Source organism: Alistipes sp. D31t1_170403_E11 (assembly GCF_015553985.1).
GTDB classification, from domain to species: Bacteria; Bacteroidota; Bacteroidia; order Bacteroidales; family Rikenellaceae; genus Alistipes; species Alistipes montrealensis.
This window is the reverse complement of record NZ_JADNHQ010000003.1, coordinates 247,799-271,913: the sequence shown is the minus strand read 5'-3', so window position 1 is coordinate 271,913 and position 24,115 is coordinate 247,799. Positions and strand designations below refer to the sequence as shown.

The 24,115-nt window shown below is 58.8% G+C and carries 19 protein-coding genes; 8 read left to right on the top strand and 11 right to left on the bottom strand.

Features of this window, described 5'->3' with window-relative positions; genetic code table 11:
• Nucleotides 1-61: 61 nt before the first annotated feature.
• The 4 genes from I2E69_RS07565 to ettA all read right to left on the bottom strand — a co-directional run bounded on the left by I2E69_RS07565 (nucleotide 62) and on the right by ettA (nucleotide 5,167).
• Nucleotides 62-358: a DUF3276 family protein gene (locus I2E69_RS07565; protein ID WP_195460463.1), complete on the bottom strand. Its 297-nt coding sequence runs from the start codon at nucleotides 356-358 to the stop codon at nucleotides 62-64.
• A 99-nt stretch (nucleotides 359-457) separates the two neighbouring features.
• Complete coding sequence (locus tag I2E69_RS07560) at nucleotides 458-2,029, bottom strand: S41 family peptidase (protein ID WP_195460462.1); 1,572 nt, start codon at nucleotides 2,027-2,029, stop codon at nucleotides 458-460.
• A 113-nt stretch (nucleotides 2,030-2,142) separates the two neighbouring features.
• Nucleotides 2,143-3,486 (bottom strand): histidine--tRNA ligase, encoded by a 1,344-nt coding sequence (gene hisS / locus I2E69_RS07555; RefSeq protein ID WP_195460461.1) that lies wholly within the window; start codon nucleotides 3,484-3,486, stop codon nucleotides 2,143-2,145.
• A gap of 7 nt (nucleotides 3,487-3,493) precedes the next feature.
• Nucleotides 3,494-5,167, bottom strand: a complete 1,674-nt coding sequence (ettA, locus tag I2E69_RS07550) for an energy-dependent translational throttle protein EttA (RefSeq protein WP_195460460.1) — start codon at nucleotides 5,165-5,167, stop codon at nucleotides 3,494-3,496.
• A 328-nt stretch (nucleotides 5,168-5,495) separates the two neighbouring features.
• On the opposite strand from ettA, the gene I2E69_RS07545 reads away from it, so the two are divergent.
• Nucleotides 5,496-5,894, top strand: coding sequence for a hypothetical protein (locus I2E69_RS07545; protein ID WP_195460459.1), 399 nt, complete (start codon nucleotides 5,496-5,498; stop codon nucleotides 5,892-5,894).
• Nucleotides 5,895-6,054: 160 nt separating this feature from the next.
• On the opposite strand, the gene rbr is transcribed toward I2E69_RS07545, so the two are convergent.
• Nucleotides 6,055-6,633 carry a rubrerythrin gene (rbr, locus tag I2E69_RS07540; RefSeq protein WP_195460458.1) on the bottom strand — a complete coding sequence of 193 codons (579 nt, stop codon included), beginning with the start codon at nucleotides 6,631-6,633 and terminating at the stop codon, nucleotides 6,055-6,057.
• A gap of 112 nt (nucleotides 6,634-6,745) precedes the next feature.
• Nucleotides 6,746-7,828 carry a CapA family protein gene (locus I2E69_RS07535; RefSeq protein ID WP_229095421.1) on the bottom strand — a complete coding sequence of 361 codons (1,083 nt, stop codon included), beginning with the start codon at nucleotides 7,826-7,828 and terminating at the stop codon, nucleotides 6,746-6,748.
• Between the two features lie 37 nt (nucleotides 7,829-7,865).
• On the opposite strand from I2E69_RS07535, the gene I2E69_RS07530 reads away from it, so the two are divergent.
• A complete protein-coding gene (locus tag I2E69_RS07530) occupies nucleotides 7,866-8,780 on the top strand; it encodes a DMT family transporter (protein ID WP_195460457.1) in 915 nt (304 codons plus the stop codon).
• A 3-nt stretch (nucleotides 8,781-8,783) separates the two neighbouring features.
• Here the strand turns inward: I2E69_RS07530 and I2E69_RS07525 are convergent, their stop codons facing one another.
• From I2E69_RS07525 to I2E69_RS07515, 3 genes are all read right to left on the bottom strand, one after another.
• The gene (locus I2E69_RS07525) at nucleotides 8,784-9,086 is read right to left on the bottom strand and encodes a DUF4491 family protein (protein WP_195460456.1); all 303 of its coding nucleotides are present in this window, start codon (nucleotides 9,084-9,086) and stop codon (nucleotides 8,784-8,786) included.
• Nucleotides 9,087-9,142: 56 nt separating this feature from the next.
• A complete protein-coding gene (locus I2E69_RS07520; RefSeq protein ID WP_195460455.1) occupies nucleotides 9,143-10,330 on the bottom strand; it encodes a mechanosensitive ion channel family protein in 1,188 nt (395 codons plus the stop codon).
• A 1,170-nt stretch (nucleotides 10,331-11,500) separates the two neighbouring features.
• A complete protein-coding gene (locus I2E69_RS07515; RefSeq protein ID WP_195460454.1) occupies nucleotides 11,501-12,853 on the bottom strand; it encodes a DcaP family trimeric outer membrane transporter in 1,353 nt (450 codons plus the stop codon).
• A gap of 145 nt (nucleotides 12,854-12,998) precedes the next feature.
• Between I2E69_RS07515 and I2E69_RS07510 the strand changes: the two genes are divergently transcribed.
• From I2E69_RS07510 to I2E69_RS07485, 6 genes are all read left to right on the top strand, one after another.
• Complete coding sequence (locus I2E69_RS07510) at nucleotides 12,999-14,159, top strand: metallophosphoesterase (protein ID WP_195460452.1); 1,161 nt, start codon at nucleotides 12,999-13,001, stop codon at nucleotides 14,157-14,159.
• Nucleotides 14,160-14,210: 51 nt separating this feature from the next.
• Nucleotides 14,211-15,287 carry a dihydrofolate reductase family protein gene (locus I2E69_RS07505; protein ID WP_195460450.1) on the top strand — a complete coding sequence of 359 codons (1,077 nt, stop codon included), beginning with the start codon at nucleotides 14,211-14,213 and terminating at the stop codon, nucleotides 15,285-15,287.
• A gap of 112 nt (nucleotides 15,288-15,399) precedes the next feature.
• Nucleotides 15,400-16,866, top strand: a complete 1,467-nt coding sequence (locus tag I2E69_RS07500; RefSeq protein WP_195460448.1) for a TolC family protein — start codon at nucleotides 15,400-15,402, stop codon at nucleotides 16,864-16,866.
• A 69-nt stretch (nucleotides 16,867-16,935) separates the two neighbouring features.
• Complete coding sequence (locus tag I2E69_RS07495) at nucleotides 16,936-17,925, top strand: HlyD family secretion protein (protein WP_195460446.1); 990 nt, start codon at nucleotides 16,936-16,938, stop codon at nucleotides 17,923-17,925.
• Nucleotides 17,926-17,928: 3 nt separating this feature from the next.
• Nucleotides 17,929-19,107 (top strand): ABC transporter permease, encoded by a 1,179-nt coding sequence (locus I2E69_RS07490; protein ID WP_195460444.1) that lies wholly within the window; start codon nucleotides 17,929-17,931, stop codon nucleotides 19,105-19,107.
• A 1-nt stretch (nucleotide 19,108) separates the two neighbouring features.
• Complete coding sequence (locus I2E69_RS07485; protein ID WP_195460442.1) at nucleotides 19,109-20,344, top strand: ABC transporter permease; 1,236 nt, start codon at nucleotides 19,109-19,111, stop codon at nucleotides 20,342-20,344.
• A gap of 143 nt (nucleotides 20,345-20,487) precedes the next feature.
• On the opposite strand, the gene I2E69_RS07480 is transcribed toward I2E69_RS07485, so the two are convergent.
• Both I2E69_RS07480 and I2E69_RS07475 read right to left on the bottom strand, forming a co-directional pair.
• The gene (locus I2E69_RS07480; protein ID WP_195460441.1) at nucleotides 20,488-23,463 is read right to left on the bottom strand and encodes a TonB-dependent receptor; all 2,976 of its coding nucleotides are present in this window, start codon (nucleotides 23,461-23,463) and stop codon (nucleotides 20,488-20,490) included.
• Between the two features lie 173 nt (nucleotides 23,464-23,636).
• Entirely contained in the window at nucleotides 23,637-24,083 is a 447-nt protein-coding gene (locus tag I2E69_RS07475) for a DUF4890 domain-containing protein (RefSeq protein ID WP_229095420.1), read from the bottom strand.
• Nucleotides 24,084-24,115 lie beyond the last annotated feature (32 nt).

The following is a 24,115-nucleotide window of genomic DNA, read 5'->3' as shown; positions in this document are numbered from 1 at the left end:
CAGGATGGCACAATGACAGGATCGCCCCGGAGGCTGTTTGTGAAACAGCCGGAACCAGGGGCTATTTCACCGGCTCGGGACACTCCTTCGAGCGGCGAATGAACTCGACGACTTCGTTCAGCCCTTCGGCGAATTTCGAGAAATCTTCCTTGTAAAGGAATATTTTGTGGCGGTCGTAACTCGACGTGCCGTCGGGGGCTGTGATTTTGCGGCTCTCGGTGATGGTCAGAAAGTAGTCGTCGCCGCGCGTGGAGCGAACATCGAAGAAATAGGTTCGTCGGCCCGCTTTTACGGCCTTGGAAAGAATCTGGTCTCCGTAATCCTCGCTTTCGCGACGGGGCTGGGTAGGGGGAAGCATAGGAGTCGTTTTTGGGTTAGTTTCAGTATATCAATTCGCATCTCGTATCAACGAATATACGAAAAGAAATGGAAATTTCCAAAAACAGAGACGCTATTTTTACGGCTCCAGGACGGGTTGTCCCGACTTGTCCCAATCTTCGAGAATCGCCACGGCCCGGGCATACGCAGGACTCATGGCCGGGTTAATGACCTGGAAATAAGCGCCAGTACCGAATAGGCGCTGGGCTGCGAGGGCCTTGAGCTGCATCCGCATCAGGGGTTCGGAAACGGCGAACCCTTCCGCATCGAACTTCACGCCCCGGGTTTCGCCGAGCGCCGTAAGGGCGTCGAGCACTTCGTCCGAAGGGGTATATCCCGCATCGAACGCGCCGAAGGTCGTATAACGGCGCGAAAGGCTGTCACGCGATCCGTCGAGCCAGTCGCCCACGAAATCGGCCACGACGCCGCGGCGGATCAGTTCGGCGTAATAATTCGAATAGCCCGCCGTGTCGGCTTCGACAAGAACGTCGGGACGAATCCCGCCGCCGCCGTAAACCGTACGTCCGGTGCGAAGCGTGCGGTAAGCCGGAGCCTCCGCGTCGAGCGAATCGCGCGCAGCGTCGTCGTAGCGGCGCAGGTGGTCGAGGTAATATTCGCGGCGTTTGCCCTTTTCATAAGGCCGCTGAATAACGCGGCCCGAAGGGGTGTGGTAGCGGGCTACGGTAATACGCACGGCCGACCCGTCGGGCAGCCCGATCTGGCGCTGCACGAGTCCCTTGCCGAAACTCGGACGGCCTACGACCACGCCGCGGTCCCAGTCCTGCACAGCCCCCGCGACGATCTCCGAGGCCGAAGCCGACGACTCGTCGATCAGCACCACGAGGCGACCCTTGAGGTCCTCGCCGTTGTTCTGGGCGCGGAACGACGAAGCCGGGACGGCGCGCCCCTCCGTAGAGACGATCACGGCCCCGCGCGGCAGGAAAAATCCCGCCATCTCGATCGCCTGCTCCAGCAGGCCGCCGCCGTTGCCCCTCAGGTCGAGGATCAGGCCTCCGGGTTTACCCAGTTTGCGGAAAGCCTCGGTAAATTCCTCCATCGTGGTACGGCCGAAACGGTTGACCTTGATGTAGCCGATGTCGTCGGCTACCTTGTAGGAAGCATCGACGGTGTTCAGGGGAATTTTGTCACGGACGATCACGAAATGAAGCTGCCCGGGCGTGCCGTGGCGCACAACGTCGATCTCGACCTTCGTGCCGGTCTTTCCGCGCAGGTATTTGGGCACGTCGGCACGTCCCATACCCACGGAACTCAGCGTATCGATGCGCACGATACGGTCGTTGGCACGCACGCCGACCCTTTCGGCAGGGCCTCCGGCGATGGTGTTGACCACGATCACCGTGTCGCGCAGCACGTTGAACTCCACACCGATGCCGCTGAATTCGCCGTCGAAACTCTCCTGCACGCCTTTCATCTCCTCGGCTCCGATATAGGCCGAGTGGGGGTCGAGCTCTTCGAGCATGCCCGTGATGGCTCCTTCGACGACGGGTTTCATGTCCACGTCATCGACATAAAGGCCCGAAAGGTAACGGAAAACCTGCGCGAACTTCTGGAGTTGGCGCACGTCGTCTTCGTTCTGCGCCGCGAGGGGCAGGACGGAAAGGGTAGCGAGTATGACGAACAATCGGCGCATGGCGTAATGATTTTAGGGTATTTAACCCGGGCGGTCCGGAATGCCGTCAAAGACCGCATTCACCTCCGCCCGGGATTTGTCGCCGCAGTGCACGAAAGCGGCGTTGAGTGTCTTTATTGAACCGCTCCGGCCAGTTCGGCAAAGGCCACCTGGCGCTGTTCGCCCGAGCGCATGTCCTTGACGGTTGCGGCTCCGGACTCCAGCTCCTGCGATCCCACGATCACCACGTAGGGGATGCCGCGGCGGTTGGCGTATTCCATCTGCTTCTTCATTTTACCCGCTTCGGGGTAGATTTCGGCGGCGATTTCACGGCCGCGCAAATCGCGCAGCAACGGCAGCACGGCGGCCTCCTCCTCGGCGCCCAGGTTGACGAACAGCACCCGGGTCGAGCAGTTGACATCCTCGGGGAAAAGCCCGAGGCCCGTCATCACGTCGTAGATGCGGTCCGCGCCGAACGAGATGCCCACGCCCGACATGTTGGGCATACCGAAGATGCCCGTCAGATCGTCGTAACGGCCGCCGCCGCAGATCGAGCCGATGGCGAAATCGAGGGCCTTGACCTCGAAAATCGCTCCCGTATAGTAGTTCAAACCGCGTGCCAGCGAAAGGTCCAGCTCGACCGTAAGGTCGATACCTAACCGGTCGACATAGCCGAAAACGGTTTCCATCTCTTCGATGCCTTTCATGCCCGTCTCCGAGACGGAAAGAACATCGCGCAGTTGTTTAATTTTCTGCAGATTGTCGCCACTCAGTTCGAGTATCGGTTGAAGTTTGTCGACAGCCTCCTGCCCCAATCCGCGCTCCATCAGTTCGGCCTTCACGTTGTCCAGTCCGATCTTTTCGAGTTTGTCGATGGCGATGGTAATATCCATCATCTTGTCGGCGTGACCAATGGCCTCGGCGATGCCGAACAGGATCTTGCGGTTGTTCATCTTCAGTGCGACACGGATACCGAGGGCCTTGAAAACCCGCTCGACGATCTCGATCAGCTCGACCTCGCACAGCAGCGACCGCGTGCCGATCACGTCGACATCGCACTGGTAAAACTCACGGTAACGGCCCTTCTGAGGGCGGTCGGCGCGCCATACGGGCTGAATCTGATAGCGTTTGAAGGGGAACGTCAGTTCGCCCTGGTGCTGCACGACGTAACGCGCGAAGGGGACCGTGAGGTCGTAGCGGAGCCCCTTTTCACAGATTTTCGATGCGTTGCGCACCTCCTCGTCCGAAAGGCCCGCGGCGTAGTCGCCCGAATTGAGAATCTTGAACAGGAGTTTGTCGCCCTCGTCGCCGTATTTGCCCAGCAGGGTCGAAAGGTTTTCCATCGACGGGGTTTCCAGCGGCGCAAAGCCGTAAGAGCGGAAGACCCGGCGAATCGAGTCGAAAATATATTGGCGGCGCATCATCTCCGCAGGGGAGAAGTCGCGCGTGCCTTTGGGAATGGAAGGTTTCTGTGCCATTGTATATTTATGCCATTAATTTCTTGTAACGTACGCGGTGGGGCGCCGTATCGCCGCCCTGCGCCTTCTTCCAGGCCTCGTACTCCGAGTAGGAACCTTCGTAGAAGACCACCTTCGAATCACCCTCGAACGAGAGGATATGCGTGGCGATACGGTCGAGGAACCAACGGTCGTGCGAGATCACAACGGCGCAGCCCGCAAAGTTTTCGAGACCTTCCTCCAGGGCGCGCAGCGTGTTCACGTCGATGTCGTTGGTCGGCTCGTCCAACAGCAGGACATTGCCTTCCTCCTTCAACGCAAGAGCCAGGTGCAGACGGTTCCGCTCGCCGCCCGACAGCATGCCGCACTTCTTCTCCTGGTCGGCGCCCGAGAAGTTGAAACGGGCCACATAAGCGCGGGCGTTGACCTGCCGGTTGCCCAGCGTCATGAGGTCCAAACCGCCCGAGATCACCTCGAAGACCGTTTTTTCGGGGTCGATCGACTTGTGCTGCTGGTCCACATAGGCCAGTTTCACGGTCGGCCCCACGCGGAACGAACCGCTCGTAGGCTCTTCGAGGCCCATGATCATCCGGAAGAGGGTAGTCTTACCCGTTCCGTTGGGACCGATCACGCCCACGATACCCGCAGGGGGCAGCGAGAACTCCAACCCTTCGTACAGTACGCGGTCGCCGAAGGCTTTCGAAACCTCGTGGGCCTCGATCACCACGTCGCCCAGACGCGGACCGTTGGGAATGAAGATTTCGAGCTTCTCCTCCTTCTGCTTTGTATCCTCGTTCATCATCTTGTCGTAAGCCGACAGACGGGCTTTCGACTTGGCGTGGCGGCCCGAAGGCGACATGCGCACCCACTCCAACTCGCGTTCGAGGGTCTTGCGGCGCTTCGACTCCTGCTTCTCTTCCATGGCCATGCGGGTGGTCTTCTGGTCGAGCCAGCCCGAGTAGTTGCCCTTCCAGGGAATGCCTTCGCCGCGGTCGAGTTCGAGAATCCACCCGGCGACATTGTCGAGGAAATATCGGTCGTGGGTCACGGCGATTACCGTACCCTTGTACTGCTGGAGGTGCTGTTCGAGCCAGTCGATCGACTCGGCGTCGAGGTGGTTGGTCGGCTCGTCCAGAAGCAGCACGTCGGGCTGCTGCAACAAGAGGCGGCACAGGGCCACGCGGCGGCGTTCGCCGCCCGAGAGGTGCTTGACCGATTCGTCGGGATCGGGACACCGCAGGGCGTCCATCGCGCGTTCCAGCACGCTGTCCAGTTCCCAGCCGTTGCACTGGTCGATCTTCTCGTACAGCTCGCCCTGACGGTCGATCAGTTTGGCCATCGCGTCGTCGTCCATCGGCTCGCACATCTTCATGTTGATCTCCTCGTACTCCTTGAGCAGAGCGACCGTAGCCGCACAGCCCTCCTCGACGATCTCGCGGACCGTCTTCGTGTCGTCGAGTTTGGGTTCCTGCTCCAGGTAACCCACCGTATAGCCCGGCGAGAAGACCACTTCACCGTCGAAGTTCTTGTCCAGCCCGGCGATGATCTTCATCAGGGTCGATTTACCCGAACCGTTCAGGCCGATGATGCCGATCTTGGCGCCGTAGAAAAAAGAGAGGTAGATGTTGTTGAGCACCCGTTTCTGGTTGGTGAAGGTCTTGCTTACGCCGACCATCGAAAAGATGATTTTTTCGTCTGCCATATTTATGTTTTGTTGTATTTCCGGATAATCGTACAAAGATACAACAAAGAATTAAAATTTAAGAATCGTGAAATAAAAATTATCGGGGCGGAATCAAGCCGTCAATATGGTCCGGCAAAACACAGGAAACGCTTTCAGGCGTGTGTTCATCCATCGTATAATCGCCCAGTTTTGCTCTGTTTTTGCAATAAATATTTGTAAAAACAAATAACATATACTAACTTTACGTAGAGCCCCAAATGCAACGAAGTTCCACGCGGGCTCCGAACCTCAAGCAGCAAAGCAGAGAAATCTGCAATTATAAACATCCAACCAAAACCAAAAGCTTATGAAAAAGATTCTTTTCGGAGTTCTGATCGCATTTTTCGCTCCATTCACACTCTCGGCCCAGAGTCCCATCGTAGTCAGCAAGCCCATGATCCAATCTTTCGTTTCGACCGCAGAAATAACTATTCCCAAAACCGGCGGAACGTTCCAGATCGGCTTTACCATGAAAGACGGCTGGCAGAACGAATACAGGGATGCAAACGGTTTGCGTAGTTTCATCACCCAGGAGCTTGCCGAAGATGAACTTTTTTGGCTGTCGCTTCCGAGCGTCGCAATTTTGCCCTATGCAAACGAAGGAACAATGACATTTGCACTGACGGCCTATAATAACGGCTCCCCGCGTGTTGTGGAATTGCAAAGCGCCACGAACTCCGTAATAATACGGCAAGCTACGAAATAACGGAACGGCGGCGGGGCCTGCGACAAGTTGGCCTATGTAATGTCTGCTCAACGTAAAAATTACATCCCGAAATACAAAATTATTTCGGGATGTTGTTTGTTGTCTCCGCAAAAAAGCCGCACCCTTTGCAGGATGCGGCCGGTCGTCGTGTCGTATGCGACTAATAGTTCTCTTTCTTGGGCTCGAAATAGGCCTGGGGGTGCTTGCACGCAGGGCAGAGCTTCGGAGCCTCCTCGGCCTCGATGATGAAACCGCAGTTGCGGCACTGCCACCAGATTTTGCCGTCGCGCTTGAAGAAGTTGCCGTCCGTCAGGCGGCTCAGCAGCTTCAGGTAGCGGCGCTCGTGCTCGGCCTCGACGGTCGAAATCATCTTGAACGCCGTAGCGATCTCCATGAAGCCCTCCTCTTCGGCGACCTTGCCGAATTCACGGTAGAGTACGTCCCACTCCTCGTTCTCGCCCTTGGCGGCAGCGAGCAGGTTCTCGGCCGTCGTACCGATGGGGCCGGTGGGGTAGCTGGCCGTGATCTCCACGTCGCCGCCCTCGAGGAACTTGAAGAAACGCTCGGCGTGCTCCTTCTCCTGCTCTGCGGTCTCGGCGAAAACGCCTGCTATCTGCTCGTAGCCCTCTTTTTTGGCTTTGCTTGCGAAAAATACGTAACGGCTGCGTGCCTGGCTTTCACCGGCGAATGCCTTCAGCAGATTCTGTTCGGTGCGTGTGCCTTTGATGCTCTTTTCCATAATCTTATATTGTTTAATGTGTGTGCGTTTTTACTGTTACAAAGATAACAATTTCCGGAAACAATCTCCAAAAAAATCCCATCGTTTCTTCCTATGGGACTATTCGGTTTACCTATAAGCCGTTTCCGGTCAGTGCGTCGAAGTCGTCGCGGAACGTGCGGTAGGCTGCGGGCAGCGCCATCGTGTCGGCGGCTTCGGGCGTCAGGATGCGGTAACCCGGTACGCCGACCCACACGGGCGTCGTTTCGAGCCGGTAAGTCATCCGCCCCTCGGGATGCCGGACGGCTTCGACGGCGGCCACCAGTCCGCCGTCGGTGTAACGGCGGCGCTGGCCCGAAACGAGGTTGCCCAGCGAATAAAGCACCACGTGCGACGAATCGGCCGTCCAGGGCTGAATCACGTGCGGATGGCTCCCGACCACCACGTCGGTTCCGTGACGACGCAAAAATGCGGCCAAACTCCGCTGTGCGGCATTCTCGCGCCGCTGGTACTCGTCGCCCCAGTGGACGCACGCGACAATGAAATCGACCCCGGCGGTGCGCGCTGCCGCAAGATCCGCGGCAATGCGTACGGTGTCGATCAGGTTCACGATCGTGCCCTTCGGGACGGGCATACCGTTGGTTCCGTAGGTGTAGTTCACGATCGCCAGCCGCATGCTGCAATACGTGAGGTAGAGCGGATTATTCGCCTTGTAATCAACGCTGTCCGCAAACACACCCGTGTGACGTATTCCACAGCGGTCCAACTCCTCGATGCTCGTGCGGATACCCTCGGCCCCGCCGTCGCAGCAGTGGTTGTTGGCCAGTACGGCGACATCCACACCGGCGTCGCGCAGGGCGTCGGCCAACGCCACGGGCGACCGGAAGAGCGGATAGCCCGTATAAGTATTTCGGCGCGTGAGGGTGGTTTCGAGGTTGACGACAGCCAGGTCGGCGGCCTTTATACGGGGTTCGAGCGCCCGGAAAACGGGTTCGTAGTCGAATCCGTCGCCGCGGCGCACGGCGTTGACCTGCGGCATGTGCTGCATCACGTCGCCGCCGAAAAACAGCCGCATCCGCCGGGGCGGCGGCACGGGGCCCGGTCCCGTCCAGCCGGCAGGCGGGGAAGGCGCGAACTGCACAGGGCCTCCCGCGGGCGTACAACACGTCGCGGCGAACGTCAGGGCGATCAGGATATGTATTCGACGTATTCGCATGGTAATTGCGGTGTAAAGTTACGCTAAAAAAGAATCCATGCACAATTTCAAGGGTATATTTTACGCCGTAGTCTCTTCGGCGACCTTCGGGCTGGTCCCGCTGTTCTCGATTCCGCTCCTGCAGGCAGGCATGGCGTCGCCGGCAATCCTTTTCTACCGCATGCTCATCGCAGCGCTGATGACGGGGGCCGTGGTACTTTTCACGCGGCGCACCCTGCGTATCTCGGGACGCGACGCCGCCGTGCTGGCCCTGCTGGCCGTGATGTATGCCGCCACGGCGCTGGGCCTGCTCCGCTCCTACGACTACATCCCGAGCGGGGTGGCTACGACCGTAAATTTCCTCTATCCGCTGGTGGTGACGCTCGCGATGACGCTCTTTTTCCGCGAACGCAGTTCGGTGTGGATCGCCGTCGCCGTCTTCATCTCACTGGTAGGCGTAGCCCTGCTGGCCTGGGGCGACGCCGGGCAGAACGATCCGGCCCGCGGACTGGCATTCGCCGCGATGACGGTCGCGACCTATGCCGTCTACATTATAGGCGTGATGAAAAGCCGGGCTGCGAGGCTCGATCCGCTGGTCGTGGCGTTTTACGTGCTGATCTTCTCGGCGGTCCTGTTCCTCGTTTACGCCCTCGCGAGTTCGGGCTTAGAGGTAGCCGGGACATGGCCGGCATGGCGCAACCTGCTGTTGCTGGCGTTACTGCCGACGGTGCTTTCGAACCTCACCCTCGTGCTGGCCGTCCAGCGGATCGGGCCGACGATGACCTCGATCCTGGGGTCGATGGAGCCGCTGACGGCGGTGCTGGTCGGGGTAGTGCATTTCGGCGAGCAATTCTCGTTCGACGACACGATAGGGCTGATCCTCGTCGTCACGGCCGTCGTCATCGTCATTCTCCAAACTCCGCAGGCATCGCCCTGTCCCCGGACCGATACGCCCGCGCAGAGGCGGGAATAACCGCTATTTGCGGTTGGGATTTTTGGGGAACCAGCCCTTGGCGACACGCTCGCGCTGTTCGAACAGTTCGCCGATCGACCAGAGCGACGAAGCGCCCCACACGGCCAGCAGCGTCGACCAAAGGATGTGCCGCACGGCGATCGAACCGACGATCGCGGCGATACCCATCACCAGGAACAGCCACCAGATTTTCACGCCGAAATAGTATTCGCCCTTGGTGACCATCGGGTGAAAGATGCCGATGATCAGAAAGGTGGCTATGCCGATGACGATGCCCGTCAGATTGTATTGCGCTAAAAATTCCATTTTATTTTCGGTTTTGAATTTGGCAAATATACGAAACCCGTCCGGTTCGCGTCCCGTCAGGACTCCCCGGGCTGCGAATCCCGGTCGGAGGAGCGCTGGTAGGCCCGCAGTCCGAATTGGGGAAGGACGGCGAACAAGTGGTCGAAAACAGCCCCCTGAACCCTTTCGTAGGTGACCCAGTCCGTCTCCCGGGTGAAGCAGTAAACCTCGATCGGAATGCCCTCGGGGGTGGATTGGAGCATGCGGACCATCTGCATCAGGTCGGGATGGATGCCCGGGTGATTTTTTATATAACGCGCCGCATACTCCCGCAGCGCGTAGAGGTTGACGACGGGTTCCGCACTGTCGGTAACCTCGGCCAATCCGATTTTGCGAAGCCTCGCCAACTCGTCCTCCGAACAGACGCGCACCGAACTCGCATCGATCAGCAGCGACCGTTTGATGCGCCGTCCGCCGCTGTCCCACATGCCCCGCCAGTTCTGGAACGAATCGCTGACCAGCGCATAGGGAGGGATCGTAGTGATGGTCTTATCGAAATTCTGCACCTTGACCGTCGTCAGCGTCACCTCCGTGACGTAACCGTCGGCGCCGTATTTGGCCATCGTGATCCAGTCGCCGGGGCGCAGCATGTCGTTGGCCGAAAGCTGTACGCCCGCGACAAGTCCCAGGATACTGTCCCGGAAAATCAGCATGATGATGGCCGCCGAGGCGCCCAGTCCGGCCAGGATAGTCGTGGCGTCGCGGCCGATGAGGATACTGATGATGAGAATGCCCCCGACACAGACCGCCAGCAGTTTGATCATCTGATAAACGCCTTTCAGCGGACGGTTGCGCAGGGTTTCGTGCTGGCTGGAAATGTCGTAGAGCGTATCGAGGAATGCCCCGACGAGCTGCAGGAAAACGACGATAAAATAGATCAGGCAGCCTTTGTGCAGAACGTCGAGCAGCAGGGGCATGTCGTAAAAGGCGGCCCGAAGCAGGACGTACCAGACGACGGGCGGGATCAGCCGCGCGGCGGAGCGCATCACCTTGTCGCTGAAAAGGTAGTCGTCCCAGGTCACTTTTGTCCGGGCGCTGATTTTTTGCAGGGCCGGGACGACCAGACGGCGGAACAACATCGTCGTCACATAGGCGACGAGGAGTATTCCGAGCACAATGATCGACTTGGCGGTCAAGCCGATATAGGCTTCGTTCCATCCGTATTCCGTCAGCCAGCCGGCTATCGTGTCGTTGAGTTCTCCCATACTTCAGTCAATTAGTCCGATGGCAAAGATAACAAAATTCCGGTCGGTTGCCGCCGGGGAGCGGAGAAAGAAAACCGGGGGCGGGGCCTTGACGGCTGCGGTTGAGCTTATTTTAGATTGGTCGGACGTTCCGCACTGCCGCCCCCGGAAGAAAAAAGGACCGGCGGCAACTTACTCCATGAAGAATCAGAAAGCAGTGACGCAACATCCAGCCGCCGGTCCGTATGCCGGGCCGGCGCTTTCGAAAAAGAAAGGCGCAGGCCCCAAGATACCCATACTCACGTGAAGGCCTGCAACAGCCCATGTCGAATACAGATACAAGGAACCCACGCCCGTAACGCGCAGTTTCGATAAAAAAGCAGGTAACTCCCCGTCGCCGGGCCGTGGGCCGACAACTCGCGGAGCATCCTTGCACCTTTGCCTCGACATTTGAAAGTTGCAGTTTTCACGTGAAGCAAAGCAAACAATCCGCACGCAGGCGAATCGTCAAGACAAAGGTAGTAAAAAAAACGTTTCATGCAACAGTCGGGCCGTTTTTTCGGTCCGAAGGAAATTCGTTGTACTTTTAGAGGCACAGGATGAAACCGCAGTCTGCGACTGGTGTTCTCTGCCGCTTTTTGGTCGGCTATTAACCGCGGCTTTCATCCGCGGAGATTCTTTGTACTTTTGATGTCAAAAGTACATAAAACCGGTGTCTTCGCCGCGAAGTGTTGCCGCTTTTTGGTCGTCAAAAAGCGGCGTAAAAACCGACCCGCCGACAAAAAAGGCTGAAAGACGCGGCCTAACGCTGGCTCCGGGCGACTATTCGCGGGTTTGCAAGCAAACCGTCCCCTCCGCTCGCGCTTTTAGTCCGCATCTTTCTTGACGCCTTTTTTGCCAAGCGGGGATTATTCGCCGCCGTTGGCGGCGTGAATGGTCCGCATTCTCGTTCGGAGCGGGAAAAGAGCGGCTGACGGCCCGTGCGCCCGGGGCGGGAGGCTGTAAAGGCTCGATCTTACTGCGCCCGCTCAGCACGGGCCGGAAGACGATCCCGCGGAGAACGACATGCGGATGGTTTTGGTACTTTTGACACCAAAAGTACAAAGAATCCCCGCGGATAGATTCGCAAAAAAGGCGGTTCCCGAAGAAACCGCCCGAAAAATACTCAATACTATTTATTATACAGCATCGTCAGAAACTGTATTGCAGCATTACGTTCACCCGGTTGGCGTGACCCTTGTCGTCGTTCATGTCCTTGCGCGAACCGTAAAGATACTCGCCGGCCACCTTGCAGCGCGGGGTGATCGAATAGAAGATATTGCCGAAGATGTAGTCGCCCTGCTTATACTGGTCGTCGGCATAGAAACCGTGGCTGCGCTGCACGCGGACCATCGAATAACCACCCGAGATAAACAGCCGCCGGGTCAGGTTGATCTGGGCTGCGGCCTGCCATCCCCACATCGGCATTGTCTGGATCTGGTCGGCATTTTCCGGATTGGGCGTGAAGTCGAGCCCCGAACCGGTCAGGTCCTGGATGTAAGGGGTGATGCCCTTGCCGTAAACGCCGTTCATGAAGAGTTGCAGGGGGCGCGCTACCTTGATCGTGCCGCTGAACTGTACGCCCCAGCCCAACAGCGAGGTGTTATTGCCCGTGCGGAGGTTGTGGAGGTACATGTTGCGCACGACGCCCGAAGCGCGGATGTGGCTGTCGCGGTTGGCGCCCCAGGCATACTGGAAGTAGGCCGGGAAGTCGGGAACGCGCTGCTTCAGGGTGGCGAAATTGTCGTTGTACGTGCCGCTCACCTGGGGCATTTCGGCCGCAACGCCGAATTTGAGGTGGTTGTTCGCAAAGGCGTGCTCGTAGCGGATCATCGTCGCGAAGTTGAAATTATAGGCGTTGGGACCCTGGAAGTCGATGGTCGTCGGGGCTGCCGAAAGGTCGCAGAAAGTCGTCACGTCGCGGCCCAGCGTAAAGCCCAGGAACGATACGTAAGCCGACCGCAGGCGGGGCGTATAGCTGCCCTCGGCGCCGCCGCGGAAGTCGGCGTCCATGAATACGACCACGCGGCCCAGTGCACGGGTGTTGGTGATGGCCTTCAGGAAAAGACGCGAGGTCGAAGCGTCCATCATCAGTTTCTGCTTGGTGTCGTAATTGCCGTGGACGGGGATGTCGTAGGTCACGAAGTCGATATTGTCGACGCTGCCGTCGAAATCGTAGCCCGCACGAAGGCTGACGAAGCCGCCCAGCGAGAACGAGAACCGGTTGTTCTTCGTGGCGAAGACGAACTGGGGTTTCTCAACCTGCTGGAAACCGGGACGGTGCGTGTCGATATAGTCCTGCGTGGCATTGTCCATCGCCATGCGGTTGAGCGCCGCCGCCTGCCGCATGGCAGCCGGTCCGTAGTAGATGGTGTCCACCTCCTGCGCGGAGATCAGGTAGACCGTAGGAGAATACTCGCCCCGCATGGCCTTGCGTTCGAAGCGTTGCGCCGATGCGGAACCCGCAAGCAGCAGAGCCACAATCAGAAGTCGAAATGTTTTCATAAGCTGAATAAATTTGGTTTATACGAATGTTCTTGCTAGTTCTCAGTGAGTTAAAACTCACCGGAAAAATCAGCAAGTTGTATGCCAAAGGGTCGGTGCGAATAACAAAATTTACTATCTTTGCAGACATAAATAAAAGGTATATATGCTGTTTTTAATGACTTTGTTCCTCTCCCTGCTGGCTATTGCCGCCGACTGCGTCCATTTTTACCGTCGCCGGCGGCGCAAAAACCCCGCAAGCCGTACGCTCATCGCATGGATTGTCGTGACCGACGCCCTGCCGGTCATTTCGTCGGTCATCAGCGCCCTGAGCCGCGACAACGGAACGGGATTGATGTACGTCTACATGTGGCTGTTCTGGGGATGGATCATAACGGTCCTGCCGCGCCTTGCATTCTACGTTTTCAACTTCATACACCTGCGCCGCACGGGATACGCCGTCGCCGGGGCATTGGTCCTTTTCTTCCTCTGGGGCACGACCTGGGGCCGCACGCGCATCCATGTAAACCGGGTGGAAATCTGCTCCGAACGCATTCCCGAAGCCTTCGACGGCTACCGGTTCGTTCAGATTACGGACACGCACGTCGGAACGCTCGTCCGTCCCGGACGCGAACTGACGCGGCTGGCAGACAGCGTGAACGCCCTGCGGCCCGACGCCGTGTTCTTCACGGGCGACCTGGTGAACATCCGCGCCGAAGAGCTCGACGAGCGCGTCATGGCGCTCCTGCGGCGGATCGAAGGTCCGGTGTGGTCGGTCACGGGCAATCACGACGCGGGAACTTACATCAAGGATTCGGTGCGTTTTCCGGCGGCCGATGAGGCCCGCGAGGTGGTTGCGCGCCAGCGGTCGATGGGGTGGAACGTACTGGAAGATACGACCGTCTACCTGCGGCGCGGCGCCGACAGCATTTCGCTCACGGGGCTGTCGTTCGATCCCGCGCTGCGCGAACGCCGCCACGACCGCGACCTGCCGGGCACAGCGATTCCGTCGGCCTACAACGGTATTCCGGATTCGCTCTACAACATCACCCTCGTGCACATTCCGCAGCTCTGGGAACAGATCGTGGAGGCCGGCTACGGCGATCTGACGCTCGTGGGGCACGTACATTCGATGCAGTTCAAAATCCGCCCCTGGGGCCGCGGATGGTCGCCTGCAGAGTGGATTTACAAACACTGGAGCGGCCGTTACGACACGGGCCGCCACACACTTTATGTCAACGACGGCACGGGATATGTTGCATATCCGATGCGGCTGGGCGCATGGCCCGAAGTCACCCTGTTTACCTTGAGGTGTAAAACGAACTAAATTCCGGCAACGGCCGGATTACATAAAACCGATACGCCGAACCTGCGTTATATGCGAATAACACTCTCTTTTGCCACGACGGCCGACGGCTACCTGGACGACAACACCCCCCGGCGGCTGATGATCTCGACTCCCGAAGACTGGGAAGCGATGCTTCGCCTGCGCGCCGAACACGACGCCATCCTGGTGGGAGCCGAAACGCTGCGCCGCGATAATCCGGCGCTGCTCCTGCGCGATCCTGCGGCCCGCGAACGGCGGACGGCGAGGGGGCTGCGCCCCGACCTGACGAAAGTCACCGTCACCCGCTCGGGAGAACTCGCTCCCGCCCTGCGGTTCTTCACGGAAGGGGATGCGGACCGCTATGTTTTTTCACAGTCTGAAATGCCCGATTTAAAGGATATTGCGGAGGTTATATCAACCGAAGGTTCAATTACGGCGGCCTTTATCGTCACCGAACTCGAAAAGCGCGGAATCGAAAGCCTGCTGGTCGAAGGGGGAGCCGCGATCCTCGGCATGTTCCTCGCCGAAGGGATGGCCGACACGGTGCGCCGGGCGGTCAACCCGCAGTTGACGCTGGGGCAGGAGAAGGGTGGCGCGCGGTTCGACTTCGAGGTTCCGGAAGGAGCCCGATGCCGGCACGAAAACCTCGGCGGCATGGAGGTTGCGACCTGTGTGCTGCACCCCGACACCTCGGCCGAAGACCGCCGCTACCTGGTGCTGGCAGTCGCCGAGGGATTCCGCTGCACACCCGGCCCCGGTTCCTATTGCGTCGGGGCTGTAATAGTACTTCCCGACGGACGGACTTTCACGGGCTACACCCACGAAACGTCGCCCACGCACCACGCCGAACAGGAGGCGATCCGCAAGGCCCTCGATGCGGGCGCAGAGTTGCGCGGGGCGGCGATTTACTCCTCGATGGAGCCCTGTTCGCAGCGGAAAAGCGAACCCGAGAGCTGCACGCGGCTGATTCTGCGCCACGGATTCGCACGCGTAGCCTTTGCGTCGTACGAACCCGACCGTTTCGTCTGCTGCCGCGGGGCGCAGACACTGCGCGAAGCAGGGGTGGACGTGCGGGTTTATCCCGAAATGGCCGGGGGAGTACGTGAGGCCAATGCGCATCTGTGGTGATGAAACAGGCGCAATTTGTGTCCATAAGGGCCTAAAAATGTCCTAAATGCCGGCACAGCAGCAGAAGATATTGCAAGAAAATCTATATTTGCCGAATAAACGCATGAATACTATGAAAATAGCAGTCAAGATCGCCTTCATGGCGGCGGCGATGGCCCCGGCGGCAATGTCCGCACAGGAGACCGGGCAGATGCTCTCGCTCGACGAAGCGATCGCCGTCACCCTCACGGAGAACCCTGCGCTGAAGGCCGCCGCCTACGAGGAGCGCGCCGCCCAGCAGGAACGCCGCGCGGCTATCGGTCTCCGCATGCCGCAGATCAACGTCTCGGGTGCATACGCCTATATGGCCAAGGACATCGGATTCGATTTCAACGACCTGAAAGGTCCGGCCAAGGACCTCGCGGGCAAAGTGCTGGGCAGCGGCCTGATTACCGACCCGGCCATTATCCAGGGCATCCAGGGGCTTCTGAACCCGATGATGGGCGCCGACTGGTTCCTCAAGGTGCAGGACCAGAGCCTGGGATTCGTGGGCGGCGAAGTGACCGTTCCGATCTGGATGGGCGGCAAGATCAACGCCGCGAACCGCGCTGCGAAGATCAACGAGAAAACAGCCGTCGAGCAGGGCAACCAGACCCGCAACGCGCTGATATCCGAATTGGTGGAACGCTATTTCGGCCTGGCTCTCGCCACGCAGGTCGTCGAGGTGCGCCAGCAGGTGGTGGACGGGGTGCGCAAACACCTCGAGGACGCCCGGGCCCTCGAGAAGAACGGCATGATCGCCCAGACCGAACGCCTCTACGTGGAGTTCAAGATGGCCGAGGCCGAGCGCGAACTGGCAAACGCCAAACTGCAGGCCGAAACCATTGCCAGCGCCTTGTCGAACACGCTGGGACGCGAAAACGACTGGCGTCCGGTGACGGCGATGTTTATCCTCGGAAAAGTCGAGGAACTCGCTTATTACCAGGACCTCGCACAGACGCGCAACCCGCTGCTGAGCCAGGTGTCGCTCAAGCGCGAACTGGCGCAGGAGGGCGTACGCGCCCAGCGCGCCAACTTCCTGCCGCAGGTGGCAGCCATAGGCGGCGGATCGTTCTACAACTACCAGGTGGCAGGGCTCGTGCCCCGCTGGGCCGTAGGCGTGGGCGTCAACATCAAGATTTTCGACGGACTGAACCGCGAATACAAATACTCGGCGGCCAAGCAGACCGTACGCCGCGTGGGTGAATTGCAGAACAAGGCCGGGAAAGACATTTCGGTGCTGGTGGAGAAACTCTACAACCAGATGATGAACTACCGTAACCAGATGACCTCGATCGACTCGTCGCTGAAATTCGCAGAGGAATACCTGCGGATGAAAAACGCCGCATTCCTCGAAGGGATGAGCTCTTCGTCGGATCTGATCGACGCCGAACTGAACCTCGCGGGCGTCCGCACCGAGCGTTTGCAGGCCGCCTACAACTACGACCTGCTGCTGGCCCAACTGCTCGAAGCGGCAGGTATCAGCGACGAATTTCCGGCCTATGCGCGCCGCAACGACGCACAGGCGATCCACTTCGCCCCGCTGAAAACGGATTTATAGGAGGGTAGAGATTCCTCCGACCCGGCTCCCGAAGCCCCCATAAACGAAATTATAAAGACAGCAAACGATATGAAACGAAGCAACGTAATCGGAATCTTAGCGGCCGCAGCGGTCATCGTCCTCTCGGTCGTACTGATCAGCTGGTACCTCACCAAACGGACCCCGACGCTGATTCAGGGCACGGTGGAGTGCACCACCTACAAGGCCTCGTCGAAGGTCCCGGGCCGCATCGACGACATGAAGGTCGCACAGGGCGACCGCGTAGAGAAGGGACAACTCCTCTACACGCTTTCGACGCCCGAACTGGAGGCTAAACTCCAGCAGGCCGAAGCCGTGAAGAGCGCAGCCGCCGCATTGGATGCCGCAGCCCTCGCCGGGGCCCGCGTGCAGCAGATCGAGGCCGCCATGAACATGTGGCAGAAGGCGCAGGCCGGGCTGGAACTGGCCCGCAAGACCTATGAGCGCGTGCAGAACCTCTACAACGACGGGGTAGTTCCGGCACAGAAGCTCGACGAAGCCACGGCCAACTACAAGGCCATGGAAGCGACGGCCCTGGCCGCCAAGGCGCAGTACGATCTGGCGACAGACGGCGCCCGCAAGGAGGACAAGGAGGCTGCCGCAGCCCGCGTCCGCCAGGCCGAAGGAGCCGTGAGCGAAGTCGAGTCGTACATCAGCGACGCGATGGTTTATTCGCCCGTGACGGGTGAAATCTCGACGATCATCGCCGAACAGGGCGAGCTGGTCGGCAGCGGTTATCCGGTGGTCGCCATCCTCGACATGAGCGACATGTGGGTGACGTTCAACATAAAAGAGACGCTGCTTCCGGGCCTGAAGATGGGAACCCGCATGAGCGGATACGTCCCGGCGCTGGACAAGGATGTGGAGTTCGAAGTGACCTACATCTCGCCGCAGGCCGATTTCGCAACGTGGTCGGCGACCCGCACGCAGGGCGGTTTCGACATCCGCACCTTCGCCATCAAGGCCAAAGCCGTTTCCGAAGCGGAGAACATGCGCCCCGGCATGAGCGTACTCGTCGACTGGGACCAAATCGGGAAGTAAGCGATGCCCGGATTCCTGCACAATACCTACGCCGTAATGCGGCGCGAGTTGGGCCGACTGACACATCAGCCGATGTATTTCGTGCTGATGATCATCCTGCCCGTGGTGTCGTTCGCGTTTTTCGCCCTGCTGTTCAACCAGGGTGCGATCCGCAACATCCCGATCGCCGTCCTGGACGAGGACAACACGACGCTCTCGCGCAAGGCCGTGCAGATGATCGACGACACCCCGACGGCGATGGTGGCCTACGGCATTCAGGGCATGGACGAGGGCGAACGGCTGATGCGCGAAGGGAAGATCATGTGCATCGTGCAGATTCCGGCCTTCTTCGAAAAGAACATCCTGAGCAACAGCCAGACCCACCTCGAAAACTATGTTTCGGGAACGAACATCACAGTCAACGGCCTGTTGTCGAAAGACATACAGACCGCCGTGACGACCTTTACGGCCGGCATCCAGCTCCAGGTGCTCATGAAACAGGGGCTTACGCAGCGGCAGGCCATGGCGCAGCTGATGCCCGTACGTTTCGACAAACACGTGCTCTTCAATCCGCACATCAACTACGGCTATTACCTCTCGCCGAGTTTCATGCCGATGATGCTGATGATCTTCGTCGTGATGGTGACCGTCTTCGCCATCGGTACGGAACTCAAGCACGCTACGGCGCGCGAATGGCTCGGCACGGGCAACGGATCGGTGGTGGCGGCGCTGCTGGGCAAGGTACTGCCCATCACGGCGGTGATGTTCATGATCTCGCTGGTAATGCTCCTTATCAATTTCAAGATCGTGGGCACACCCTTGAACGGCAGCCTCACGGTCATCCTCGTCGGCACGCTGCTGTTTATCCTCAGCTACCAGTCGATCTCGGTGCTGATCGTCTCGCTGCTCGCGAACCTGCGCCTGTCGCTTTCGATCGGCGGCGGATATTCGGTACTGGCCTTTACCTTTTCGGGACTGACGTTCCCGATCATGGCCATGTGGGAGCCGATGCAATGGGTGAGCAAGATTTTTCCGTTCACCTTCTACACCGACATCTTCGTCGACCAGATGCTGCGCGGAACGCCGTGGGTCTACTCGCTGCCCGACCTATGTTACATGTCGCTGTTCATCGTTTTACCGCTCCTGTGCCTGCCGCGCCTGAAAAAGGTATGCACGGAGGAAAAATTCTGGGGGAGGTTATAATATGAGTCGTTTCACACACCAGATAGCCTCCTATTGGAAGCAGTTGGGGGCGGTCGTCCGCAACGAGTTCCGGACGATCTTCAAAGATGCAGGCGTCATGCTGATCCTAATCTTCGCGCTGATCATCTACGCCACGGCCTACTCGCTGGCCTACGGATCGCAGGTGCTCCGCAACGTGCCGATCGGCGTGGTGGACGAATGCCGCACGCCGACGAGCCGCAGTCTGATCGACACCTTCAACGCCGGGCCGAACACCTATGTGGCTTACAACCCGACCTCAATGGAGGAGGCCAAAGAACTGTTTTACAGCCGCAAGATATACGGCGTGGTCTACATACCGTCCGACTACGAAGAAAAACTCTACGGCGGAGAGCAGGCCAACGTGGCGATCTACGCCGACGCCAGCTATTTCCTGATGTACCGGCAGGTATTCCAGGAGGTCGTAACCTCGATCGGCAAGACGGGGGCGATGGTCGAGTTTCAGCGCCTGATCGCCAAGGGGGCCAACATCCCGCAGGCGCAGGCCACGACGCAGCCCGTGATCTACCAATCGCACAACCTGTTCAATCCCTACCTGGGTTACGGCACGTTCGTCATGCCGGCGATTATCATGGTCATCATCCAGCAGACGATGCTTATCGGCATCGGCATGATCGGCGGTACGTGGCGCGAATTCGGGCTTTACCACAAACTTTGTCCCGCGGGACGGCGGCGGATGTCGACGCTACCCGTGGTGCTGGGCCGCGCGCTGGTTTACGGACTGATTTACGCCGTGACCTGTACCTATATTCTCGGACTGCACTACCGGCTGTTCCACTTCCCGATGAACGGTGCGACAGGAGCCGTCATGCTCTTCATGGCGGCATACCTGGCAGCCTGCATCGCCATGGGTATCGCCGTATCGACGCTGTTCCGCTACCGCGAAAACTCATTGCTGCTGCTGCTCTGGACCTCGATTCCGGTACTGATGCTCAGCGGTGTGTCGTACCCGCGCGAAGGCATTCCCGACTGGCTGTTCAACCTCGGGCAACTCTTCCCGAGCAGCCACGGCGTCAACGGATTCATCCGCATCCAGACCATGGGGGCTTCGATCCCCGAGGTATTCGCCGAGATCAAATGGCTCGTCATTCTCACGGTCGTTTACGGCGGACTGGCCTGCATCGGCATTCACCAGGTGATCGGCCGCGAACAGCGCGAACGCCTCGCGGAGAAGGAGAAAACGAACGAAGGGTGCTGAGCATCCCGGTTGCATAATAACAAAGACGTCGGGTTTCAGCCCGGCGTCTTTGTTTGTGGAAATATATTAGAACTTACCTCAAACGCAAAGCAGGTTGATGAAATATATTCATCAACCTGCCATGTAATCGGATTTCGGATTGGTTACCGCGGACCGTGGAACATCCCCGGAGGAGGTCCGCCCGGGCCGCCGGGACCCATGCGGCGCGAACCGGAGGAGGATTCGACGCCGTCGTAATCCTTCATATTGCGCGAACCCTTCTTGCCGAAGCGACGCAGGTTATAGGTGAACTGCACCATGTAATAACGGCCGATGACGCTGTTGGTGGAGTTCTGCGTATAACCCGAGCCCGTCGAGCGGGAGAAGGCCCGGTTCTGGTTGAAGAGGTCGTTGACGCCGACCATCACTTCGCCGCGCCGGTTCTTGAAAACCTTCTTGCCCAGCCAGGCGTTGCAGAGCAGGTAATCCTCGGTATAGTCGTTCGTAAAACCGATATACTGCGTATAGGCGGCGCTGGCCGTGAAGGTGAAGCCCAGCGGGAAGACGACCTTCAGGTTGCCCTGCGCCGTGTGGTTGAAATAGCGGTTCTTCGACTTGTCCGTATTCAGCGAGTTGGTGGCCTCGTTGTAGGTTCCGTTCCACGAGAGGGTGAAGTCGACGTTCTCCGAAATGTTGCTGCCCAGCACGGCCCTAAAATCGTAACCCATGTTCTTGGTGTCGTTGCGCTCGCCGCCCGAGATCATACCCGTACTCTCGTCTATCGTGCCGCCCAGCATGCTGGGGGTCTTGGTGTAGATGACGCCCGCCATGACGTTGAAATTCGACTTGAGGAACCCGATCGGCAGGCCGTAGCTCAGGTGGGTCCGCAACTGCCAGTAACCGTTGAGATTGGTGGTCGTCGAATAGAAATTGGGCGTATAGGACACTCCGTCAATGGTGATGGCGCTGGGCCTTTGCACCAGATGCGAAGCCGTGTAGTCCTGCGTCGTGTTCATCGAGAACATCCACATGAAGGTCCGGCCCTTTTCGACGTTGGAATTGGTGTAGTGGAAATTCACCCGGTGCGAGTAGGTCGGTTTCAGGTTCGGATTACCGTGGCTGATATTCTGGGCGTCGGAAACGTCGTAAACGCTCTGCAGGTCGGTGATCGACGGACTGTCGGTGTAGGACGAGACGAAGAGCCGCAGCGAATTCTCGCGGTTGATGTTCAACTGGCCCATCATGAAATAGGTCACATTGTTATAGGCGTGCTTGATCTTCTCGGCATCGTCGCGCACGATCTGTCCGTCGAGGGCCGAACGCTGGTAGTAGACGTTGGCCACGAACGTGTTGCGCTCTTTCGAATAGCGGAATCCGGGACCCACGCTCTGCGTCAGATAACCGCTCTCGTAGGAGTTCGACAGCGAACGGTCGGGAATAAGCCCGGCGATCGAGAAGTCGTCGCCCGTGATGTAAGAACGCTTGTCGCGCTCCTGCGAATTGTACGACGCACGGTACTGGAAGCTCACCTGCGCATACTTGGACACGGGTTCGGTGTAGGTGAAATTACCCCGCAGGCTGTACGACGACGAAGGCGCCAGGTTGCGCAGGTAGCGTAATTGCAGGTAATCGGCCGGGTCCCAGGCTCCGGTCTCCGGGTCGATCGCCGGACGATCCTGCTGCGTGCCGAGGATATTCGACCACGAATTGGAATTGTTCGTATTGTCCGAGTAGCTGAACGACCCGTCGAGGGTGATCGTACGGCCGTTCTTACCCAGTTTGGCCCGGTAAACGGCGCTCGTCCCGACGTTGTAACCGTGGCGCAGGGCGTCGCTGAAATTGTCCGTACGGCTGTAACCGCTGCCGCCATCCGCGGGAGCACCGAACTGCCATCCGGTCGTGCGGCTCCACGGATCGTTGGACTGGTAGCTGAAACGCGGACGGACCATCAGGTTCTGGTTCTCGGAGATTTTCCACTCCAGACGGGCGTTGAAACGATGGTTGTAGCCCTTCGTGTCGGAATAGCCGTTAGTCATCAGCGTGTCGGGGATCATCGGAGCTTCATACCATTTTTCCACCGTCGATCGGTTCTCCGTATTGGTGTTGTTGAAGAAATAGCTGCCCTGGAAAGTCACCTGGTCGCGTTTGCCCCACGAATCGGAGTAGTTGATGCCGATGGCGTTGACGGTTGCCACACCGCTCTGTGGACGCACCATATACTGACCTACGCCGCCGCGCCGGCCGCCGCCACCGCCACCCGAAACACCCAGGATGTCCTCGAACGAGAAATTCTGCTGGTTGACGTTGTTGAACAGGCCGATCAGCGAAATACGGCTGTCGCCGCTGAATATATTGGCATTACCGCCCGCGAGGTATTTGACCTTGTCCTCGGTCTTGGTGTCGGCGTCGTAGCCCATACCGGCGTAGAGTTTACCGAACTGGCCCTGGCGCATGTTGGCGTGGGTCACGATGTTGAGCGCTTTATAGCCCTCGCCGTCGTCCATGCCCGAAAACTCGGCGGCGTCGGAGAGTTTGTTGTAGACTTCTACGCGGTCGACGGCCTCGGCCGGAAGCGACTTGATGGCCGTGGTAACGTCCTCGCCGAAGAACTCCTTGCCGTCGACGAAAATCTTCTTGACCGTCTCGCCCTGCGCCTCGACCGTGCCGTCGCTGACGGTGATGCCGGGCATCTTCTTGAGCAGGCCCTCGACATCGGCGTCGGCGACGACCTTGAACGCCCCGGCGTTATAGCTCACCGTGTCGCCCTTCTGCGAGGTGCGCAGCGCCTTGGCTTCCTTGACAACGGTTTCGATCTGCACCCCCGCCTTGAGCCTCAGCTGGCCGAGGTTGACTTTCGACACCGAGACCCGGAAGGTCGTGTCGAAATTGTTGTAGCCCAGGAACGCCACCGACAGCGAGTATTCGCCGTAAGCGAGCGACGGAATCGACACGGCGCCCTTGAAGGCCGAGGTGAAATACTGTTTCTTCTCCGGGTTTTTTACGGGAGCCACGGTCAGCACGGCTCCGGCGACGGTCTCCCCGGTGTCGGCGTCGACGACCGTTGCCGTGACGCTGCCTTTCTGGGCGAAAGCCGCGGCGGCGAAAAGCATCAGCAGGGTAGTGAGTAGTATTCGTTTCATCTTGTTCTGTTTGTATGCGTCTACGTGTTTGTGCGGTGTATTTCGGTTTGCGCACGCGAAGTTAACCTTTTTGCAGCTATTTTACGCCTGCTGCGGGGCGAATCGACAAAAAAAGGGCGTCAGTCGACCGGACCGACGCCCCCGGCTGCAACTAGCCGCAGAGAGACCTAACCTCACTCCTTTCCCTTCTTGCCCTTTTCGGGACAAGGCTTGTTGCAGCATTCCTTACCGGCTTTCGGCCGATCTCCTTTGTGCATCATCTGCGGACCGTGGCCGTGCTGTCCGCCCGGACGCTTGGCCTGCATCTGCGACCACTGCACGAACTGCTCGGTCGTCAGGATCGACTTCATCTTCTCAGCCTCGGCCTTACGTGCCTCGGCCATCTTCTCGCGCATGGCCATCATCTCCTTTATCTGCTGGAAATTGACGTTGTAAACCTCCTTGGCCTGGGCCTCCGTAAGTTTCAGTTCCTTCTGCATGCGCTCGGTCATACGCTGGGCCATCTGCTCCGTGGTCGGACGCTCCTTGGGGGCCGCAGCCGGTTTTTTATCCTGCGCAAAAGCGCTCGTTCCCGCCATCAGGCAGAGGGCCATAGCAGCCGCAAAAATCTTCTTTTTCATAATTTTTCGAATTTGGTTTGCGTCATTGATTA